The 14,688-nt window shown below is 73.3% G+C and carries 14 protein-coding genes and 2 pseudogenes; 9 read left to right on the top strand and 7 right to left on the bottom strand.

The annotated features are described in order from the left end of the window. Both OG611_RS04605 and OG611_RS04600 read left to right on the top strand, forming a co-directional pair. The gene (locus OG611_RS04605; protein ID WP_266425527.1) at window positions 1-1,197 is read left to right on the top strand and encodes an acyl-CoA dehydrogenase family protein; all 1,197 of its coding nucleotides are present in this window, start codon (window positions 1-3) and stop codon (window positions 1,195-1,197) included. After that, window positions 1,194-2,243, top strand: a complete 1,050-nt coding sequence (locus tag OG611_RS04600) for a Zn-dependent alcohol dehydrogenase (protein WP_266415772.1) — start codon at window positions 1,194-1,196, stop codon at window positions 2,241-2,243. Before OG611_RS04605 ends, OG611_RS04600 begins: the two co-directional genes overlap by 4 nt. An 18-nt stretch (window positions 2,244-2,261) precedes the next feature. On the opposite strand, the gene OG611_RS04595 is transcribed toward OG611_RS04600, so the two are convergent. After that, window positions 2,262-3,245, bottom strand: coding sequence for a GlxA family transcriptional regulator (locus tag OG611_RS04595; RefSeq protein WP_266415770.1), 984 nt, complete (start codon window positions 3,243-3,245; stop codon window positions 2,262-2,264). 175 nt (window positions 3,246-3,420) lie between these two features. On the opposite strand from OG611_RS04595, the gene OG611_RS04590 reads away from it, so the two are divergent. Next, window positions 3,421-4,641 (top strand): MFS transporter, encoded by a 1,221-nt coding sequence (locus OG611_RS04590; protein WP_266425524.1) that lies wholly within the window; start codon window positions 3,421-3,423, stop codon window positions 4,639-4,641. Beyond that, the gene (locus OG611_RS04585; RefSeq protein ID WP_266415767.1) at window positions 4,638-5,075 is read left to right on the top strand and encodes a DUF2809 domain-containing protein; all 438 of its coding nucleotides are present in this window, start codon (window positions 4,638-4,640) and stop codon (window positions 5,073-5,075) included. Before OG611_RS04590 ends, OG611_RS04585 begins: the two co-directional genes overlap by 4 nt. Here the strand turns inward: OG611_RS04585 and OG611_RS04580 are convergent. Further along, window positions 5,032-5,364 (bottom strand): hypothetical protein, encoded by a 333-nt coding sequence (locus OG611_RS04580; RefSeq protein ID WP_266415765.1) that lies wholly within the window; start codon window positions 5,362-5,364, stop codon window positions 5,032-5,034. The genes OG611_RS04585 and OG611_RS04580 overlap by 44 nt on opposite strands. A 173-nt stretch (window positions 5,365-5,537) precedes the next feature. On the opposite strand from OG611_RS04580, the gene OG611_RS04575 reads away from it, so the two are divergent. Further along, window positions 5,538-6,881 carry an MFS transporter gene (locus OG611_RS04575; RefSeq protein ID WP_266415763.1) on the top strand — a complete coding sequence of 448 codons (1,344 nt, stop codon included), beginning with the start codon at window positions 5,538-5,540 and terminating at the stop codon, window positions 6,879-6,881. Between the two features lie 11 nt (window positions 6,882-6,892). Here OG611_RS04575 and OG611_RS04570 read toward each other — a convergent pair whose 3' ends face one another. Together OG611_RS04570 and OG611_RS04565 are read right to left on the bottom strand one after the other, a co-directional pair. Next, window positions 6,893-7,639, bottom strand: a complete 747-nt coding sequence (locus tag OG611_RS04570) for a DUF6585 family protein (RefSeq protein ID WP_266415762.1) — start codon at window positions 7,637-7,639, stop codon at window positions 6,893-6,895. Window positions 7,640-7,719: 80 nt separating this feature from the next. Beyond that, window positions 7,720-8,814: a M20 family metallopeptidase gene (locus tag OG611_RS04565; RefSeq protein ID WP_266425521.1), complete on the bottom strand. Its 1,095-nt coding sequence runs from the start codon at window positions 8,812-8,814 to the stop codon at window positions 7,720-7,722. A 203-nt stretch (window positions 8,815-9,017) separates the two neighbouring features. Here OG611_RS04565 and OG611_RS04560 point away from each other — a divergent pair, with 203 nt between their 5' ends. After that, the gene (locus tag OG611_RS04560; RefSeq protein ID WP_266425519.1) at window positions 9,018-9,917 is read left to right on the top strand and encodes a LysR family transcriptional regulator; all 900 of its coding nucleotides are present in this window, start codon (window positions 9,018-9,020) and stop codon (window positions 9,915-9,917) included. A 46-nt stretch (window positions 9,918-9,963) separates the two neighbouring features. On the opposite strand, the gene OG611_RS04555 is transcribed toward OG611_RS04560, so the two are convergent. Then, window positions 9,964-10,581: a flavin reductase family protein gene (locus OG611_RS04555; RefSeq protein ID WP_266425516.1), complete on the bottom strand. Its 618-nt coding sequence runs from the start codon at window positions 10,579-10,581 to the stop codon at window positions 9,964-9,966. Between the two features lie 109 nt (window positions 10,582-10,690). On the opposite strand from OG611_RS04555, the pseudogene OG611_RS04550 reads away from it, so the two are divergent. The 3 genes and pseudogenes from OG611_RS04550 to OG611_RS04540 form a co-directional block, all read left to right on the top strand. Further along, window positions 10,691-11,075, top strand: a pseudogene (locus OG611_RS04550) (PadR family transcriptional regulator). Next, window positions 11,072-11,755 (top strand): DUF1700 domain-containing protein, encoded by a 684-nt coding sequence (locus OG611_RS04545; RefSeq protein ID WP_266415761.1) that lies wholly within the window; start codon window positions 11,072-11,074, stop codon window positions 11,753-11,755. The pseudogene OG611_RS04550 and the gene OG611_RS04545 overlap by 4 nt, the downstream one beginning before the upstream one ends. A gap of 94 nt (window positions 11,756-11,849) precedes the next feature. Next, window positions 11,850-12,491, top strand: a pseudogene (locus OG611_RS04540) (phosphatase PAP2 family protein); the annotation flags it as partial. Between the two features lie 39 nt (window positions 12,492-12,530). On the opposite strand, the gene OG611_RS04535 reads toward OG611_RS04540, so the two are convergent. Next, window positions 12,531-13,217 (bottom strand): response regulator transcription factor, encoded by a 687-nt coding sequence (locus OG611_RS04535; RefSeq protein ID WP_266415759.1) that lies wholly within the window; start codon window positions 13,215-13,217, stop codon window positions 12,531-12,533. A gap of 34 nt (window positions 13,218-13,251) precedes the next feature. Beyond that, window positions 13,252-14,619 carry a sensor histidine kinase gene (locus tag OG611_RS04530; RefSeq protein WP_266425513.1) on the bottom strand — a complete coding sequence of 456 codons (1,368 nt, stop codon included), beginning with the start codon at window positions 14,617-14,619 and terminating at the stop codon, window positions 13,252-13,254. Window positions 14,620-14,688: the final 69 nt, after the last annotated feature.

Below are 14,688 nucleotides of genomic sequence, written 5' to 3'. Positions count from 1 at the left end.
GTGGACTTCAGCTTCGGCCCCGACGACACCGCGTTCCGCGAGGAAGCCCGTGCCTGGCTGGAAGCGCACCTCGTCGGGGCGTACGCGGCAGCGGCCGGCACCGGCGGCCCCGGCAGCGAGCACGAGGGCGTCGCGATCCGCCGGGAATGGGAGCGCGAACTCGGCCGCGAGGGCTGGATCGGCCTCGGCTGGGAGAACCGCGGCGCCGGCCACGGCAACCGCCGCGCGAGCCTCACCCAGCAGGTCGTCTGGGCCGAGGAGTACGCCCGCGCCGACGCCCCCGCCCGGGTCGGCCACATCGGCGAGAACCTTCTCGCCCCGACCCTGATCGCCTACGGCAGCGAGGCACAGCAACGGCGCTTCCTGCCCGCCGTGGCGCGCGGCGACGCGCTCTGGTGCCAGGGATACAGCGAGCCGGACGCCGGATCGGACCTCGCCGCGGTGCGCACGGCCGCGGTGCCCGACCGGAGCCGCGGCGGCCACCGGGTGACTGGGCAGAAGATCTGGACGTCACTGGCGAAGGAGGCCGACTGGTGCTTCGTGCTGGCCCGCACGGAGCCCGGCTCCCGCCGCCACCACGGCCTGTCGTTCCTGCTGGTGCCGATGGACCAGCCCGGCAGGATCGAGGTGCGGCCGATCCGCCAGATGTCGGGGACCAGCGAGTTCAACGAGGTCTTCTTCGACGGGGCGCACGCCGAGGAGTGCGTCGGCGGCGAAAGCAACGGCTGGACGGTCGCCATGGGCCTGCTGGCCCTGGAGCGCGGCGTCTCCACGCTCGTCCAGCAGATCGGCTTCGCCGCCGAACTGGGCCGGGTGGTCCGCGCGGCCATCGACAGCGGCGCCGTCACCGACCCGGTCCTGCGCGAACGCCTCGTACGGCAGTGGGCCCAGCTGCGGACCATGCGCTGGAACGCCCTGCGCACCCTCGGCTCCACGGGCGACGCCGGCGCGCCCAGTGTGGCGAAACTGCTCTGGGGCGGCTGGCACCAGCGCCTGGGCGAGCTGGCCGTGCAGGTCAGGGGCGCGGCGGCGGCCGTCGGCCCGGACGACTGGTCGGCGAAGGCACCGTACGGACTCGACGAGGCACAGCGCCTGTTCCTGTTCACCCGGTCCGACACCATCTACGGCGGCTCGGACGAGATCCAGCGGAACATCATCGCCGAGCGAGTGCTCGGCCTACCCAGGGAGCCGAGATGAGAGGCGTCGTCTTCGACGGCAAGCGGACCGAGGTCGTCGACGATCTGGAGATACGCGATCCGGGTCCCGGCGAGGTGCTGGTGGCGGTGGCCGCGGCCGGGCTGTGCCACAGCGACCTCTCGGTGATCGACGGGACGATCCCGTTCCCGGCGCCGGTGGTGCTCGGGCACGAGGGCGCGGGCGTGGTCGAGGCGGTCGGCGCGGGCGTCGCCCATGTGGCGCCCGGCGACCACGTATCGCTGTCCACGCTGGCCAACTGCGGGGCGTGCGCCCAGTGCGACCGGGGGCGCCCGACCATGTGCCGCAAGGCGATCGGGCGGCCGGGGCAGCCGTTCGCGCGGCGCGGGAAGCCGTATTACCAGTTCGCGTCCAACTCCGCCTTCGCCGAACGGACCCTGGTCAAGGCCGTGCAGGCGGTGAAGATCCCGGCGGACATCCCGCTGACCTCCGCGGCCCTGATCGGCTGCGGGGTGCTGACGGGCGTCGGAGCCGTGCTCAACCGGGCGAAGGTCGACCGGGGCGACACGGTCGTGGTGATCGGCACCGGCGGCATCGGGCTCAACGTGATCCAGGGTGCCCGGATCGCGGGCGCGCTGACGATCGTCGCCGTCGACGCCAACCCGGCGAAGGAGGCGGCGGCCCGGCGGTTCGGCGCGACGCACTTCCTGACGTCGGCGGACGGCGTGCGGGAGATCCTGCCGAGCGGCGCCGACCACGTCTTCGAGTGCGTGGGCCGTACGGAGCTGATCCGTACCGCGATCGACCTGCTGGACCGGCACGGCCAGGCGATCCTGCTGGGCGTCCCGGCCGCGACGGTGGAGGCGTCGTTCCTCGTCTCGTCGCTGTTCCTGGACAAGTCGATCCTGGGCTGCCGGTACGGCTCCTCGCGCCCGCAGCGGGACATCGCGCTCTACGCGGAGCTGTACCGGGAGGGCCGGCTGCTCCTGGACGAACTCGTCACCACCACCTACCCGGTGGAGGACTTCGCCAAGGCGGCGGACGACGCGCACCACGGCCGGGTGGCACGGGGCGTGCTGGTGTTCTGACCTTCCGGACGCGCCCCCTCAGACCCTCCCGGCGCGGAAGGTGCGCCGGTACACCGTGGGGGACACCCCCAGCGCCGCCTGGAGATGCTGCCGCAGCGACGTGGGCGTCCCGAAACCCGCCTCCCGTGCCACCTGGTCGATCGACAGGTCCGTCGACTCCAGCAGGTGCCGGGCCCGTTCGACCCGCTGCCGGGTCAGCCACTGGACGGGACTGACCCCGACCTCCTCCCGGAACCGGCGGGTGAAGGTCCGCACGCTCATCGACTCCTGCTGTGCCATGTCGCGCAGCAGGATCGGCCGTTCCAGCCGCCCGAGCGCCCAGGTGCGCGCGGTGGTCGTGGTCGCGAACCGGTTCTCGGGCACCGGGCGTTGGATGTACTGCGCCTGCCCGCCGTCCCGGTGCGGGGGCACGACCGTGCGGCGGGCGACGTCGTTGGCGACGGCGGTGCCGTGGTCGCGACGCACGATGTGCAGGCAGAGGTCGATCCCGGCGGCGACCCCGGCGGAGGTCAGGACGTCCCCGTCGTCGATGAACAGGACGTCCGGGTCGACCCGGACCTCGGGGAAGAGCTGCTGGAAGTGGTCGGCGTGCCACCAGTGGGTGGTGGCGGGGCGCCCGTCGAGATATCCGGCGGCGGCCAGTACATAGCTGCCCGTGCAGATCGAGACCATCCGGGTCCCCGGCCTGATGTGGGCGAACGCGGCGGCCAGCTCCTCGGTGAGCCTGCCCTCCGAGTGGACCGGGCCGAGTTCGTAACTGGCGGGGATCACCACCGTGTCGGCGGTGGCCAGGGCCTCGGGCCCGCGCTCGACGGTGATCGTGAAGTCCGCGTCGGTACGGACCGGGCCCGGCGGGCGGACGGAACAGGTCACGACTTCGTACAGACTGCGGCCCTCGTTGTGCGGCTCGATGCCGAACGCGCGGCCGAAGATCCGCTGGGGGATGCCCAGTTCGAAGGGGAGCAGCCCGTCGAGGGCCAGGACGGCGATTCGGTGCGGCATTGGCGGACTCCCTTCACCCCTAGTGGTATAGACCTCAAGCCTGATACATGTCACTCCTGTGAAGGAAAAGTCAGCGGAGCACCCGCGCATTCCCGCCGTCGAACGCGATGGTGTGCAGCCCCTTTTGCCCGGTTCCCCCAGTTTGGGTGCGAGGGGTGGCGGACTCGGCGACGGCCTGGGCGACGGCCTGGGCGATGGTCGGTCGGAAGGGCTCTGGAACCGTAACTTCCGGCTCTTCTTCGTCGCCCGCACCGCCGCGCTCTTCGGTGACGGCATGATCCCGGTGGCGCTCACCGCGGGACTGCTGGGGGCCGGCCGGCCGCACTCCTCGGTGGGCTTCGCGCTCGCGGCCTGGATGGGGCCGCTGGCGCTCTTCGTGCTCTTCGGCGGCGTACTGGCGGACCGGTTCACCCCCCGCCGGATGATGATCATCGCGGATGCGCTGCGGCTGGTCGGGGCCTCGGTGCTGGCGTTCTCCTTCGCCACCGGGAACCCGCCGCTGTGGGTGGTGTACACGCTCAGTTCGGTGGCCGGGGTGGGTGCCGCGCTCTTCCAGCCGGGCGTCGCCTCGACCGTGCCCCGGGTGGCCTCGGACGTGCAGCGGGGCAACGCGGTGCTGAGGGTCTCCGAGGCGCTGATGACCATGGCGGGCCCGGCCTTCGCGGGCATGCTCGTCGGGCTGGCCAGCGCCGGGGCGGTCTACGCGGCGAACGCGTCGACGTTCCTGGTCTCCGGCCTCTGCCTGTTCCTGCTCCGGCTCGCCCCGGCCCCGTCGGACGACGCGCAGCGCGGCGGCTTCGTCGCCGAACTGGTCGACGGCTGGCGGGAGTTCCGGGCCCGCAGCTGGCTGTGGGGGGTGATCGCGATCTGGACGGTGTACGGCTTCATGGTGCTCGGCCCGATGCTGCCGCTCACCGCGGTCGAGGTCACCGAGGCGCACGGCTCGGGGACGTACGGCGTGATGATGGCGGTGAACGGCGCGGGCAGCGTCGTCGGCGGGCTGCTCGCCCTGCGCCTGAGGCCCCGCCGCCCGCTCGCGGCCGGGGCCGTCGCGCTGACCGGGGTCTGTGTGAACCTGCTGGTGCTGGGCCTCGGGCTGCCGGTGCCCGCGCTCGGGGCGGGGCAGTTCGTGGCGGGCGCGGCGTTCGCGTTCTGGCTGGTGATGTGGTCGACGACGGTCCAGACCCATGTGCCGCCCGAGGCGCTGAACCGCCTGCACGCGTACGACGTGGCGGGCTCGTTGCTGATGCTGGCGGCGGGCCGGGCGCTGGCGGGACCGGTCGCGGACCGGGTGGGGGCGCCCGAGGTGCTGCTGGCCGGAGCGGTGATCAACATGGTGGTGGTGGCGGTACTGCTGGTGGCCCGGCCGATCAGCCGGCTGGAGCGGATCGCGTGACCGGGGGCGGGGGGCCGGTGGCCGCGCCCCGGACAGGCCCGCGCGCACGTGCGGTCGCGGCCGGGGCCGCCGTGCTGACCGTCCTCGCCGGGCTCGGGGTCAGGACACTCGCGGACGGCGCCTTCGCCAAGTACGCCGGGGACGCGCTCTACACGGTGCTGATCTGCGCCCTGGTCGCCGTGATCGCGCCCGGCGCGCGGCCGGTCGTCCGGGCCGGGACGGCGCTGGCGTTCAGCTGGGCGGTGGAGCTGCTGCAACTGACCGGGGTGCCCGCGGAGCTCTCCCGGCACAGCACGGTGGCGCGGCTGGTGCTCGGCTCGACCTTCGGCGCACCGGATCTGCTCTGGTACGCGGTGGGGGCGGGGTTCGCCTGGGCGGTGACGGTCCTGGCTACTTCTCCCGGCTGCGTTCCTCGGACTTCTGCATCTCGATGACCTCGAAGACATGGGCGCTGGTCTGCCTGCGCACACTGCCGGCGACGAGCAGCCCCGCACCGAGGACGGACAGGGGCGCGGAGATCCCCAGGACGGTCAGCTGCTTCGGTACGCCGCTCTCCACCTCGCACACCGACGACATGCCGCGGTAGCAGTACATGCCCTGCGGGTCCGCCAGCAGGAAGCCCAGCCAGACCCACAGGGCGCAGGCGATGAGCAGCAGTACGGCGCCCCAGGTCTGCATCAGCGCGGAGCGGTGGTGGAAGTGCTGGCGTGCTGCCCACTGCATGGAATCCCCCGGATCGGTGCGTGACGAGGCCGGCGGGCCCGGCCCGTCGGCCGACTGGCGATCGTACGCGCACACCGGCCCGCCCGTCCGGACCGCGGGGCGACGATCCCGGTGGCCCGATCCCTGCGAAGGGTGTCCCTCCGGCCACTCGTGAGGAGAAGTGCCGTGACCCGATGCTGAATGACGTGACCCAGACAACCGAAAGCGCCGCCCGGGACGACGACCGGCAGGCCACCCCCGCACCCCCCGGCCGCCCCTCCCGCCGACGTGTTCACCGCGCCTGGATCGTCGCCGTCGTCACCTTCGTGACGATCATCGGCGGCGCCGCCTTCAACTCCCTCCCCGGCCTCCTCATCGACCCGCTCAACACGGAGTTCGGCTGGTCGCGCGGGGAGATCGGGCTCGCCGTCTCCATCGACATGGCGCTGTACGGGCTCACCGCACCGTTCGCCGCCGCGCTGATGGACCGCTTCGGCATCCGCCGGGTCGTCGTCGTCGCCCTCAGCGCCGTGGCGGCCGGGGCGCTGGCCAGCGTATGGATGACGGCCGCCTGGCAGCTGATGATCTACTGGGGCCTGCTCGTCGGCCTCGGCACCGGCTCGATGGCGCTGGCGTTCTCCGCCACGGTCACCAACCGCTGGTTCGTGGCCCGGCGCGGTCTGGTCACCGGCATCCTCACCGCGGCGGGCGCCTCCGGGCAGCTGGTCTTCCTGCCGCTGTGCGCCTGGATCGTCGAGGAACACGGCTGGCGCCCGGCCTCGGTGACGGTGGCGCTCGCGGCCCTGGTCGTCGTCCCGTTCGTCTGGTTCCTGCTCCGCGACCACCCGGCCGACGTGGGCCTCGCCCCGTACGGCGGCACCTACGCGGAGAAGCCCGCACCCGCGCGCGGGGCGGCGCGGCGGACCGTACGCGTACTGATCGACGCGGCGCGCACCGGACCCTTCTGGCTGCTGGCCGGTACGTTCGCGATCTGCGGGGCCTCGACCAACGGTCTGATCCGTACGCACTTCGTGCCCTCGGCCCACGACCACGGCATGCCCATCACCGCCGCGGCCTCGCTGCTCGCCGTCATCGGGGTCTTCGACATCATCGGCACCGTCTTCTCCGGCTGGCTCACCGACCGCTTCGACGCCCGGCGGCTCCTCGCCGTCTACTACGCGCTGCGCGGCGTCTCGCTGCTCTTCCTGCCGATGCTGATGGCGCCGTCGGTGCATCCGCCGATGGTGTTCTTCATCGTCTTCTACGGCCTGGACTGGGTCGCCACCGTCCCGCCGACGCTGGCCCTGTGCCGTGAGCAGTACGGGGAGGACAGCGCCGTCGTCTTCGGCTGGGTGCTGGCCTCCCATCAGGTGGGGGCGGCGCTGGTGGCGTTCCTGGGCGGAGTGGCGCGCGATGTGTTCGGCTCGTACGACTTGGTCTGGTACGCGTCGGGGGCGCTGTGCGCGACGGCGGCGCTGATGGCGCTGGTGATCCGCCGGGTCCGGGAACCCTCGGACGCCGCCGTCGGGCTCGGCTGACGGCGGGCTTTTCAGGCTGCCGGGCCGTGGGCGGCGGAGAGGCGCTCGGCGACGGCCAGGAAGACGTGGAGGTTCGCGATGTCGCTGACCGCGACGCCGCACCAGAGGCCGGAGCCGCCGGTCCTCATGACACGGACCCGGCCCGCCGCGACCTGGATCTCCTGGACGTCGGACCAGGAGAGGTCGCCCTTCCCTCTGGCCGTCAGGCCGGTCCGGGAGAGCGACAGGTCCCCGAAGCCGGCCGTCCCGCCGTCCAGGACCGATGCCAGGACCGCCGGTCCCTGGGCGCGGAGAATGGCCTGCTGCATATGGGGTCCCCAGGTCTCGGGGCCTTCGTAGAAGTGCGTGATCCTCGCGCTGGCACGGCCCGGACCCACCGCGGAGTAGGCGTACTCGGTGGGTCCGGGGATGCCGTTGATGATCTTCTGGGTGATGTCCTGGTAGAGCCGCACGGAATCCCAGCGGATGACGACCACGCCGTCGCCGGACTGCGGGTGCACGATCATTCCGTTCTCGAACAGATGGAGACGCTTGGCGGCCTGTCTTCGGCTGAAGTCCGGATTCCGGCGCAGCCACCAGAAGAACAGCAGGCCGGGTATCACGAGCAGCGCCAGCAGGTAGAGCGTCGTGAAGATGTAGAGGGCGAAGAGCAGTCTGTTCAGGCGCTTGGGGGCGAACGTGCCCTCCAGTGCGCCGAGTCGGTGGGTGGAGGCCAGCTCGGTGGCCTCCACGGACAGGACGTTCGGTGCTGCTGCCATGGACTTCTCCCTCGTGTGTACGCCGGACGCGGACGCGGTCCGGCCGTTTTCGCGGCCGGACCGCGTGCGGGGTGCGCGGGTCAGCCCCTCGTCCGCGCGATCAGCCGGGCGAGCAGCCGGGTACGGGGGACCATCTGCCCGACCGCGACATGCTCGCTGTCCGCGTGGGCGCCGCTGCCGACGGCACCGAGGCCGTCCAGCGTCGGGACGCCCGCGCCCGCGGTGTAGTTGCCGTCCGACGCGCCGCCCACGGCGACGCCCCGCAGTGGTTCCTGCCCCAGCTCCGAGGCGATCTCGCGGGCGAGGGCGAACAGCTCGGCGGAGGAGCCCGGTTCCATCGGGGGCCGCCTCCTGCCGCCCAGTACGCGCAGCCGCGCCCCGGGTGTCCGGGCGGTCAGCCCCCTCATCAGGACGTCGATCCGGTCCTGCGCCGCCGTGGTGGGCACCCGCACGTCCACCGACACCTTCGCTCGGGCGGGCACGGTGTTGAGGGTGCTGCCGGCCGACAGCAGTGTGGGCGTGACGGTCGGGTTCCCCAGTACCGAACCGGTGGGGCCCATCGAGGCCGCGAGACCGGCGATGGCCAGGACCTGGTGGGCGGCCTCGATCGCCGCGTTGACCCCCTTCTCCGGTTCCTGACCGGCATGGGATGCCCTGCCGTGCACCTCGACCTCGTACCGCGAAGTGCCCTTGCGGGCGGTCTTGAGGGCGCCCTCCGCATCGGCGGACGCCTCCAGCACGAAGGCCGCCGCGCAGCCGCGCGCGGATTCCTCGATCAGGCCCCTGGAGGTCGGGGAACCGATCTCCTCGTCCCCGTTGACCAGCACGCACACGCCGTCCGGGGACGGCAGGGAGGCCAGCGCGTGGAACATCTGCACCAGACCCGCCTTCATGTCGAGGACCCCGGGGCCCCGGGCCATCCCGTCGACCACCGACCAGGGATGTGTTTCCAGCGAACCCGTCGGCCACACCGTGTCGTGGTGCCCCACCAGCAGCACCCGCGGTGTGCCGAAGACCCACCGCAGATGGGGCACCCCGTCGACCACGATCGTCTCCGGTGCCCGGCCCAGCAGTCTCTCGCCCTGGGCGCCGACGACCTCGGCGCTGCGGGCCAGCGCCGAGTGGTCGGCCGAGAAGGACTCACAGACCACGAGCTCCTCCAGATCGGCCAGCATCGCGGACAGCGAGTCCGCGGCTCCCGCGGTCACCGGCCCCACCCGGACCGGGTGTCAGACAGTAACGACACGTCTCCTCCTGGGAGTTGATACGGGGAAGTTCGTGGGGCGGTACTGCTCTCCGGCCCCGTTCCTCGACGCTAGGGCCGGACAAGGCATTCCACCAGCGACTAGATTGCATGTGAGCCATGCATGGGGGGAATGTGTTCGAGATCGACGCACTGCGTCTGCTGGTGACGGTGGCCGACACCGGATCGTTCACGAAGGCCGCGGTCCGGCTCGACTACACGCAGTCCGCGGTGTCCCGGCGCATCGCCTCATTGGAGAAACGCGCGGGCGGTCCGCTCTTCGAACGGCTCGCCCGGGGCGTACGGCTGACCCCGGCCGGCCAGGCACTGCACCGGCACGCGGCGGAGGTGCTCGCGCGGCTGGCGAGCGCGGAGCACGAGATGGCCGTGATCCATGCCGGGCGGGGCGGGCGGCTGCGCGTGGGGGCGTTCGCCACGGCCAACATCTCGCTGGTGCCCGCCGCGCTGCGGGCGTTCGTGCGGTCCAGGCCGGAGATCGAGGTGGTCGCGGCCGAGGGCCGGACCGGTGAGCTGATGCGGCGCCTGGCGGAAGGGGCGCTGGACCTGGCCGTGGTCAGCGACTACCCGTCCGGTCTGCCGTCGGTCGACGCCGTCACGACGGAGGTGCTGCTGGCGGACGAGCTGTTCGTCGTCCTCGCGCGCGAGCACCGCCTGGCCGGGGCCGGGACGATCGATCTGCGCGAACTGCGCGACGAGACCTGGCTCCAGGACGTGTCCGCCGACCGGCCGATGATGCTTGCCGAGGTGTGCGACCGGGCCGGATTCAAGCCGAAGCGGATCACCAGGATCGCCGAGTGGACCGGCAAGTTCGGCTACGCGGCGGCCGGGCTGGGGGTTGCGCTGGTCCCCTCGCTCGCCACCTGGGCGGTCCCCGCCGAACTCGCCGTCTGCCGACTGGGCGACCTCGCCCCGCGCCGGACCGTACATGTCGCGCTGCCCGCCGCCCCGCTTCCGGCGGCACTGGCGCTGCGGGACCTGCTGCACGAAGCCGTTCCGCGCGACCCCCTCGGCTGAACAGCCGGTCCGCCGGGGCGGTACGGGGCCCAGCCGCGGTGCGCGCTCACCCGTCGAGCGGTCCGAACCGCCCGAACACCCCCCGGTGGAACAGCAGCGGATCGACCCCGTCCGCCGCCGCCCCCAACGCCTCCACCCGGCCGACGACGATCAGGTGGTCGCCCCCGGTGTGGACGGCCTGGACGCGGCAGTCGACCCAGGCCGCCACGGAGTCCAGCAGCGGCGACCCGGTCACCGGGGCGGCCTCGTACGCCACCCCCGCGAACTTGTCCGCGCCGCTCACCGCGAAGCCCCGGCACAGCGCGCCCTGGTGCGCGCCGAGGATGTTGACGCAGAAGGCCCCGGCGCGCGCGATGCGCGGCCAGGTCGTCGACGTACGGGCGACCATGAACGTGACCAGCGGCGGGTCCAGGGAGAGCGAGGCGAACGACTGGCAGGCGAAGCCCGCCGGGCCCTGCGGGTCGTCCGGGTCGTGCGCGGTGACGACGGTGACGCCGCTGGCGAAGCTTCCCAGCACGCGGCGGAATTCGCCCGGGTCGACGGGCGGCTGCTCATCGGCGGCGACGGCTCGCAGATGCGGGCGCGGCAGCGCATCGACCGGTGCCGGCCCTGCGGTGGTGGCGGCGCCGACGGACCTGAGGTACCGGACGGCGATGGCGGCCATGCCTGCGTGTCCCATCACCCTTCGATTAGAGCTGACGACCCATCAGTTGGGAAGGGCCGGGGACCGGCAGCTTGGACATGCCTGTGCGCGGCAAGGTACATTGCATTGCATGGAACCAGGTGGTCCGGGCAACCGCTCCGCGAGCAAGGCCGAGAGCAGCTCCGCAAGGGCGTGCTGGAGTACCGCGTACTCGCCCTGATGCGTGACGGGGCGCGGTACGGGGTCGAGCTGCTGCGGGAGCTGGAGGAGACCGGGGCACTGGCGACCAGCCAGGGCACGGTGTATCCCCTGCTGTCACGGCTGCGACGGGACCGACTCGTCGTCACCACCTGGCAGGAGTCCGCCTCGGGCCCCCGAGGCGGTACTACGAGCTGACCGAGGCCGGACGCGCCGCGCTCGCGGAGTTCACGGGAACATGGCCCGCTTTCCGGAATGCCGTCGATCACCTTCTCGCGCCGAAGACGCGCCCGCAGGTATCTGGAGAGACCGAATGATGAACACCGAGAAGTCGCAGAGCGTCGGAAGTGCCGGAAGCGGCGGGAACGGCGCCGGGAGCGAATTGGTCCGGGACTACCTCGCGGCGGTCGAGCGCGAGGCGTCGGCGCTTCCGGCGGACCGCCGGCAGGAGCTCGTGGCCGATCTCGCCGAGCACATCGAGATCGCGCTCGCCGAGCGGCCCGGCGGCAGTGACCGGGACGTTCTGCGCGAGCTGGGCGACCCGCGCACCATCGCCGCCACCGCGCTGCAGGAGTCCGGGTCCGGCCCCGGGCTCGCTCCCGGTGCCGTCGCCGGTCCGGGCGCCGTCGCCGGTCCCGGCACCGGGGCGGGGGAGACGCCCGCGCGCCGCTCGCCCGCGTGGCTCGTGGTGCTGCTGCCGGTGCTCGCCCTCGGTCTCGGCTACCTCTGGGTGCCGCTCGGCTTCGCGCTGAAGGTCGCCGGAGCCGTCGTGCTGTTCAGGTCCCGGCACTGGACGAAGAGCCAGAAGTGGACCGGCTTCGCGCTGACCACGCTGGCGCCCTCGCTGATGAACGTCGCCTGGTTCCTCTTCAGCTACCCCAACGATCCGTCGCAGTCCGAGTACTGGACGGCGATCACGGCGACGGCCGTCGCGACGCTCGCCGGAGCGGGTTGGCTCTGGCGGGTGCGGAGCAGCGCGGACGCCGTGGCTGCGTAGTCCCGAGTGGGGCCCACCCCTGACGTTCGTCAGGGGTGGGCCCTGTCGTTCGGCCCGGGTCCGCGGCCCCTCGCCGCTTCTAGGTTCACATCCCATGAGACGAGAAACCGGAAGCAGAACCCGGACCGGGCGGCCACTGCTCGCCTGCGTCGTCCTGGCCTCGGGGGCGGCGGCCGTCCTGGCGCTCGCCCCGGGCGGCCTGGGCTCGGCCCGTGCCGTGGAGGTGACGGACGGCGCCTCGGCATCCCTGTACCGATCGGTGACCGGGGCGGTGGCCGAGGCGCCCTCCTGGACGGGACCCCTGCTGGAGGCGGCCACCGACGGCACCCTGGTGGTCCTCGGCCTGCTGCTGGTGTGGGCCTGGTGGAGCGCCGTACGCCGCGGGGACACCCGGATGTCCGCAGGCACCGTGCTCACCGGCATCGGCACCGTGGCGGCGTACGCCGTCAGCGAGGCGGCGAAGCTGGTGGTGGACGAGGAACGCCCCTGCCGAGCCCTGCGGGGCATCGCGGAGACGGCCGCCGAGTGCCCGCCGCCGGGCGACTGGTCCTTCCCGAGCAACCACGCCACCCTGGCCGCCGGCCTCGCGGTGGGCCTGGCCGTGCTGCGCCCGCGCCTCGCCGCCGTCACCCTGCCGGTGGCCGTGGCGGCCTCCCTGCTGCGGGTCGTGGTGGGGGCGCACTACCCGCACGACGTGCTGGCCGGCGCGGTTCTCGGGGCCTCGGTGGTGGCGGCCGTGCTGCTCGTGTTCCTGCCGCTTGCCCGGACCGCGGCGTCAGCGCTCGGGAGGCGGCTGCGGGGGCGCGACGATCCCGGCCTCGTGGGCGACGACGGCCGCGGCGGCCCGGTTGTCCACGCCCAGCCGGGCCAGGATGGAGCTCACATGCGCCTTGACCGTCCCTTCCACCAGATGGAGCCGCCGGGCGATCTGGCCGTTGGACAGCCCGCTGCCGAGGAAGGCCAGTACGTCGCGTTCCCGGCCGGTGAGCGCGCCGACCCGTTCCCGGGCGGCGGTGCGGCGGCCGGCCAGGGCGCCCGCGCCCGTCGCCGAGAGATGGGCGACGACCCGCGCCGCGACCTTCGGTGACAGATAGGCGGCCCCGTCGGCCACCGCGCGGACCCCCGCGATCAGCTCCTCGGGCTCGCCCGACTTGATCAGGAAACCGGCGGCGCCGCCTCCGAGCGCCTGGAGGATGTAGTCGTCCTCACCGAAGGTCGTGAGCATCACGACCCCCGTCTCCGGCACGGTGCGCCGGATCTCGGCCGCCGCCTCGATGCCGTTCATCCCGGGCATCCGGATGTCGAGCACGGCGACGGCCGGGCGGTGGCGGCGTACCAGCTCCACGGCGTCGTGTCCGTCTGCGGCCTCGGCGACGACGCCGATGTCCGGGGCGGTGGCCAGCACGGAGCGCACTCCCGCGCGGATCATCGGCTCGTCGTCGGCGATCAGTACCCGGATCACCGTTCGTCCACCGTTCCCTGTGCGTGGGGCGCGCTCATGGGGTCAGCGCCTCCTTGGACATCAGCCGGCCGCCTTGGAAACAGAGCCGGTAGGCGTCCCCGGACCGGTCGTCGAAGCGGTCCGCCGTCATCGCGTAGTACGTGCATGCGATGCCCTCTCCCTTCGGTTCCCCGGCCACCGGCCGCTGCGTGGTCTCCCGGTCGGGCAGCAGCCGCTCGACCGCCTCCCGATCCTGACCCACCCGCAGCCGGGCGTAGTCGCCGGGGTCCAGCACGGAGAGCCGGGCCGAGCGAATGTCCCAGGCCATCAGGGCTCCGCTCAGCCCCGCCCATGCCACCAGGGGCAGCACCACCGCGAGGGCCAGCGCCCGGCGGGCGCGGCTGCGGGCGTGCCGGTGCTCCGAGGGCAGGGCCGGGGGAGCGGGCCTCGGTGCGGCGGGCGGCCGGTGGGCGGGCGCGGCGTGCGGTATCCGTGCGCTGACCGCGAAGCCGCCCTCGTACGGGCCGTGAGCGAAGGTGCCGCCCGTCAGCCGTACCCGTTCGTCGAGCCCGATCAGTCCCCGCCCGGTCCCCGGGACGTCCTCGGTGCGGGACGGCGCGGGCGCGGGCCCGTTCGCCACCCGGACCGTCGTCTCCCCGGCCGTGTGCGTCACCCGTACGTCCACCCGCGCCCGCGGCGCGTGCTTGGCCGCGTTGGTCAGGGCTTCCTGGACCACCCGGTGGGCGGCCCGCGCGGCCGACGGGGGCATGGCGTCGGCGTCCCCCTCGATCCGCAGGCCGACCGCGAGCCCGGCGGCCGCGGCCTCCTCGACCAGTTGCGGAATGCCGGTGCCGGGCGGCTGCGGAGGTTCGTCGTCCGCCTCCTCGCGCAGCAGACCGATCACCTCGCCGAGCCGCTCCACCGACGCGGCCGCGCGGGCCCGGATCTCCCCGGCCGCGGCCCGGTGCGCCTCGTCGAGCCCGGGGGCCAGTTTGAGGGCGCCGGCCGACAGGGCGATGAGACTGAGGTCGTGCCCGAGGACGTCGTGCATGTCCTGGGCGATTCTGGCCCGCTCGCGGGACCTGGCCTGCTCGGCGACGAGCCGCTGTTCGCGCTCCAGCCGGCCCGCCCGTTCCCAGCCCGCCCGGACGAGCTCCTGGTACTGGCGCCAGAAGCGTCCCGCGAACCACGGCAGCATCGCGGCCACCGCCACCACCGCGACGAACCGCCCCGCCATCAGCAGCCAGGAGGGCACCAGTGCCACCGCCACCACGCCGCCGGCCACCACCGCGACGAGCACGAGGACCGTGGGCCCGGTCCTTCCCGGCTCCCGGCCCGCGAAGAACGCCGCCGCGGCGGCGGGCAGGGCCCACCACGGGCTGACCGCGCTCAGCCCGACACAGACCGCCGCACCGACGGCCAGAAGATTCCCCGGCGCGACGACGGCCCGCCGGACCGCACCACTGATCGTCACTCTGTCCACCCGGACGAC

The sequence above is a fragment of the Streptomyces sp. NBC_01363 genome (genome assembly GCF_026340595.1).
Classification (GTDB): domain Bacteria; phylum Actinomycetota; class Actinomycetes; order Streptomycetales; family Streptomycetaceae; genus Streptomyces.
Note: the sequence above shows the minus strand (reverse complement) of the source record. Positions and strands in the feature narration are given on the sequence as shown.

What these genes read in the sequence shown, in the direction of transcription:
- OG611_RS04580 (WP_266415765.1), bottom strand. Translation starts at nt 5,364, where the DNA reads ATGCAGTGGGCAGCACGCCAGCACTTCCACCACCGCTCCGCGCTGATG.
- OG611_RS04595 (WP_266415770.1), bottom strand. Translation starts at nt 3,245, where the DNA reads ATGCCGCACCGAATCGCCGTCCTGGCCCTCGACGGGCTGCTCCCCTTC.
- OG611_RS04575 (WP_266415763.1), top strand. Translation starts at nt 5,538, where the DNA reads ATGCTGAATGACGTGACCCAGACAACCGAAAGCGCCGCCCGGGACGAC.
- OG611_RS04565 (WP_266425521.1), bottom strand. Translation starts at nt 8,814, where the DNA reads ATGCTGGCCGATCTGGAGGAGCTCGTGGTCTGTGAGTCCTTCTCGGCC.
- OG611_RS04555 (WP_266425516.1), bottom strand. Translation starts at nt 10,581, where the DNA reads ATGGCCGCCATCGCCGTCCGGTACCTCAGGTCCGTCGGCGCCGCCACC.
- OG611_RS04600 (WP_266415772.1), top strand. Translation starts at nt 1,194, where the DNA reads ATGAGAGGCGTCGTCTTCGACGGCAAGCGGACCGAGGTCGTCGACGAT.
- OG611_RS04570 (WP_266415762.1), bottom strand. Translation starts at nt 7,639, where the DNA reads ATGGCAGCAGCACCGAACGTCCTGTCCGTGGAGGCCACCGAGCTGGCC.
- OG611_RS04545 (WP_266415761.1), top strand. Translation starts at nt 11,072, where the DNA reads ATGATGAACACCGAGAAGTCGCAGAGCGTCGGAAGTGCCGGAAGCGGC.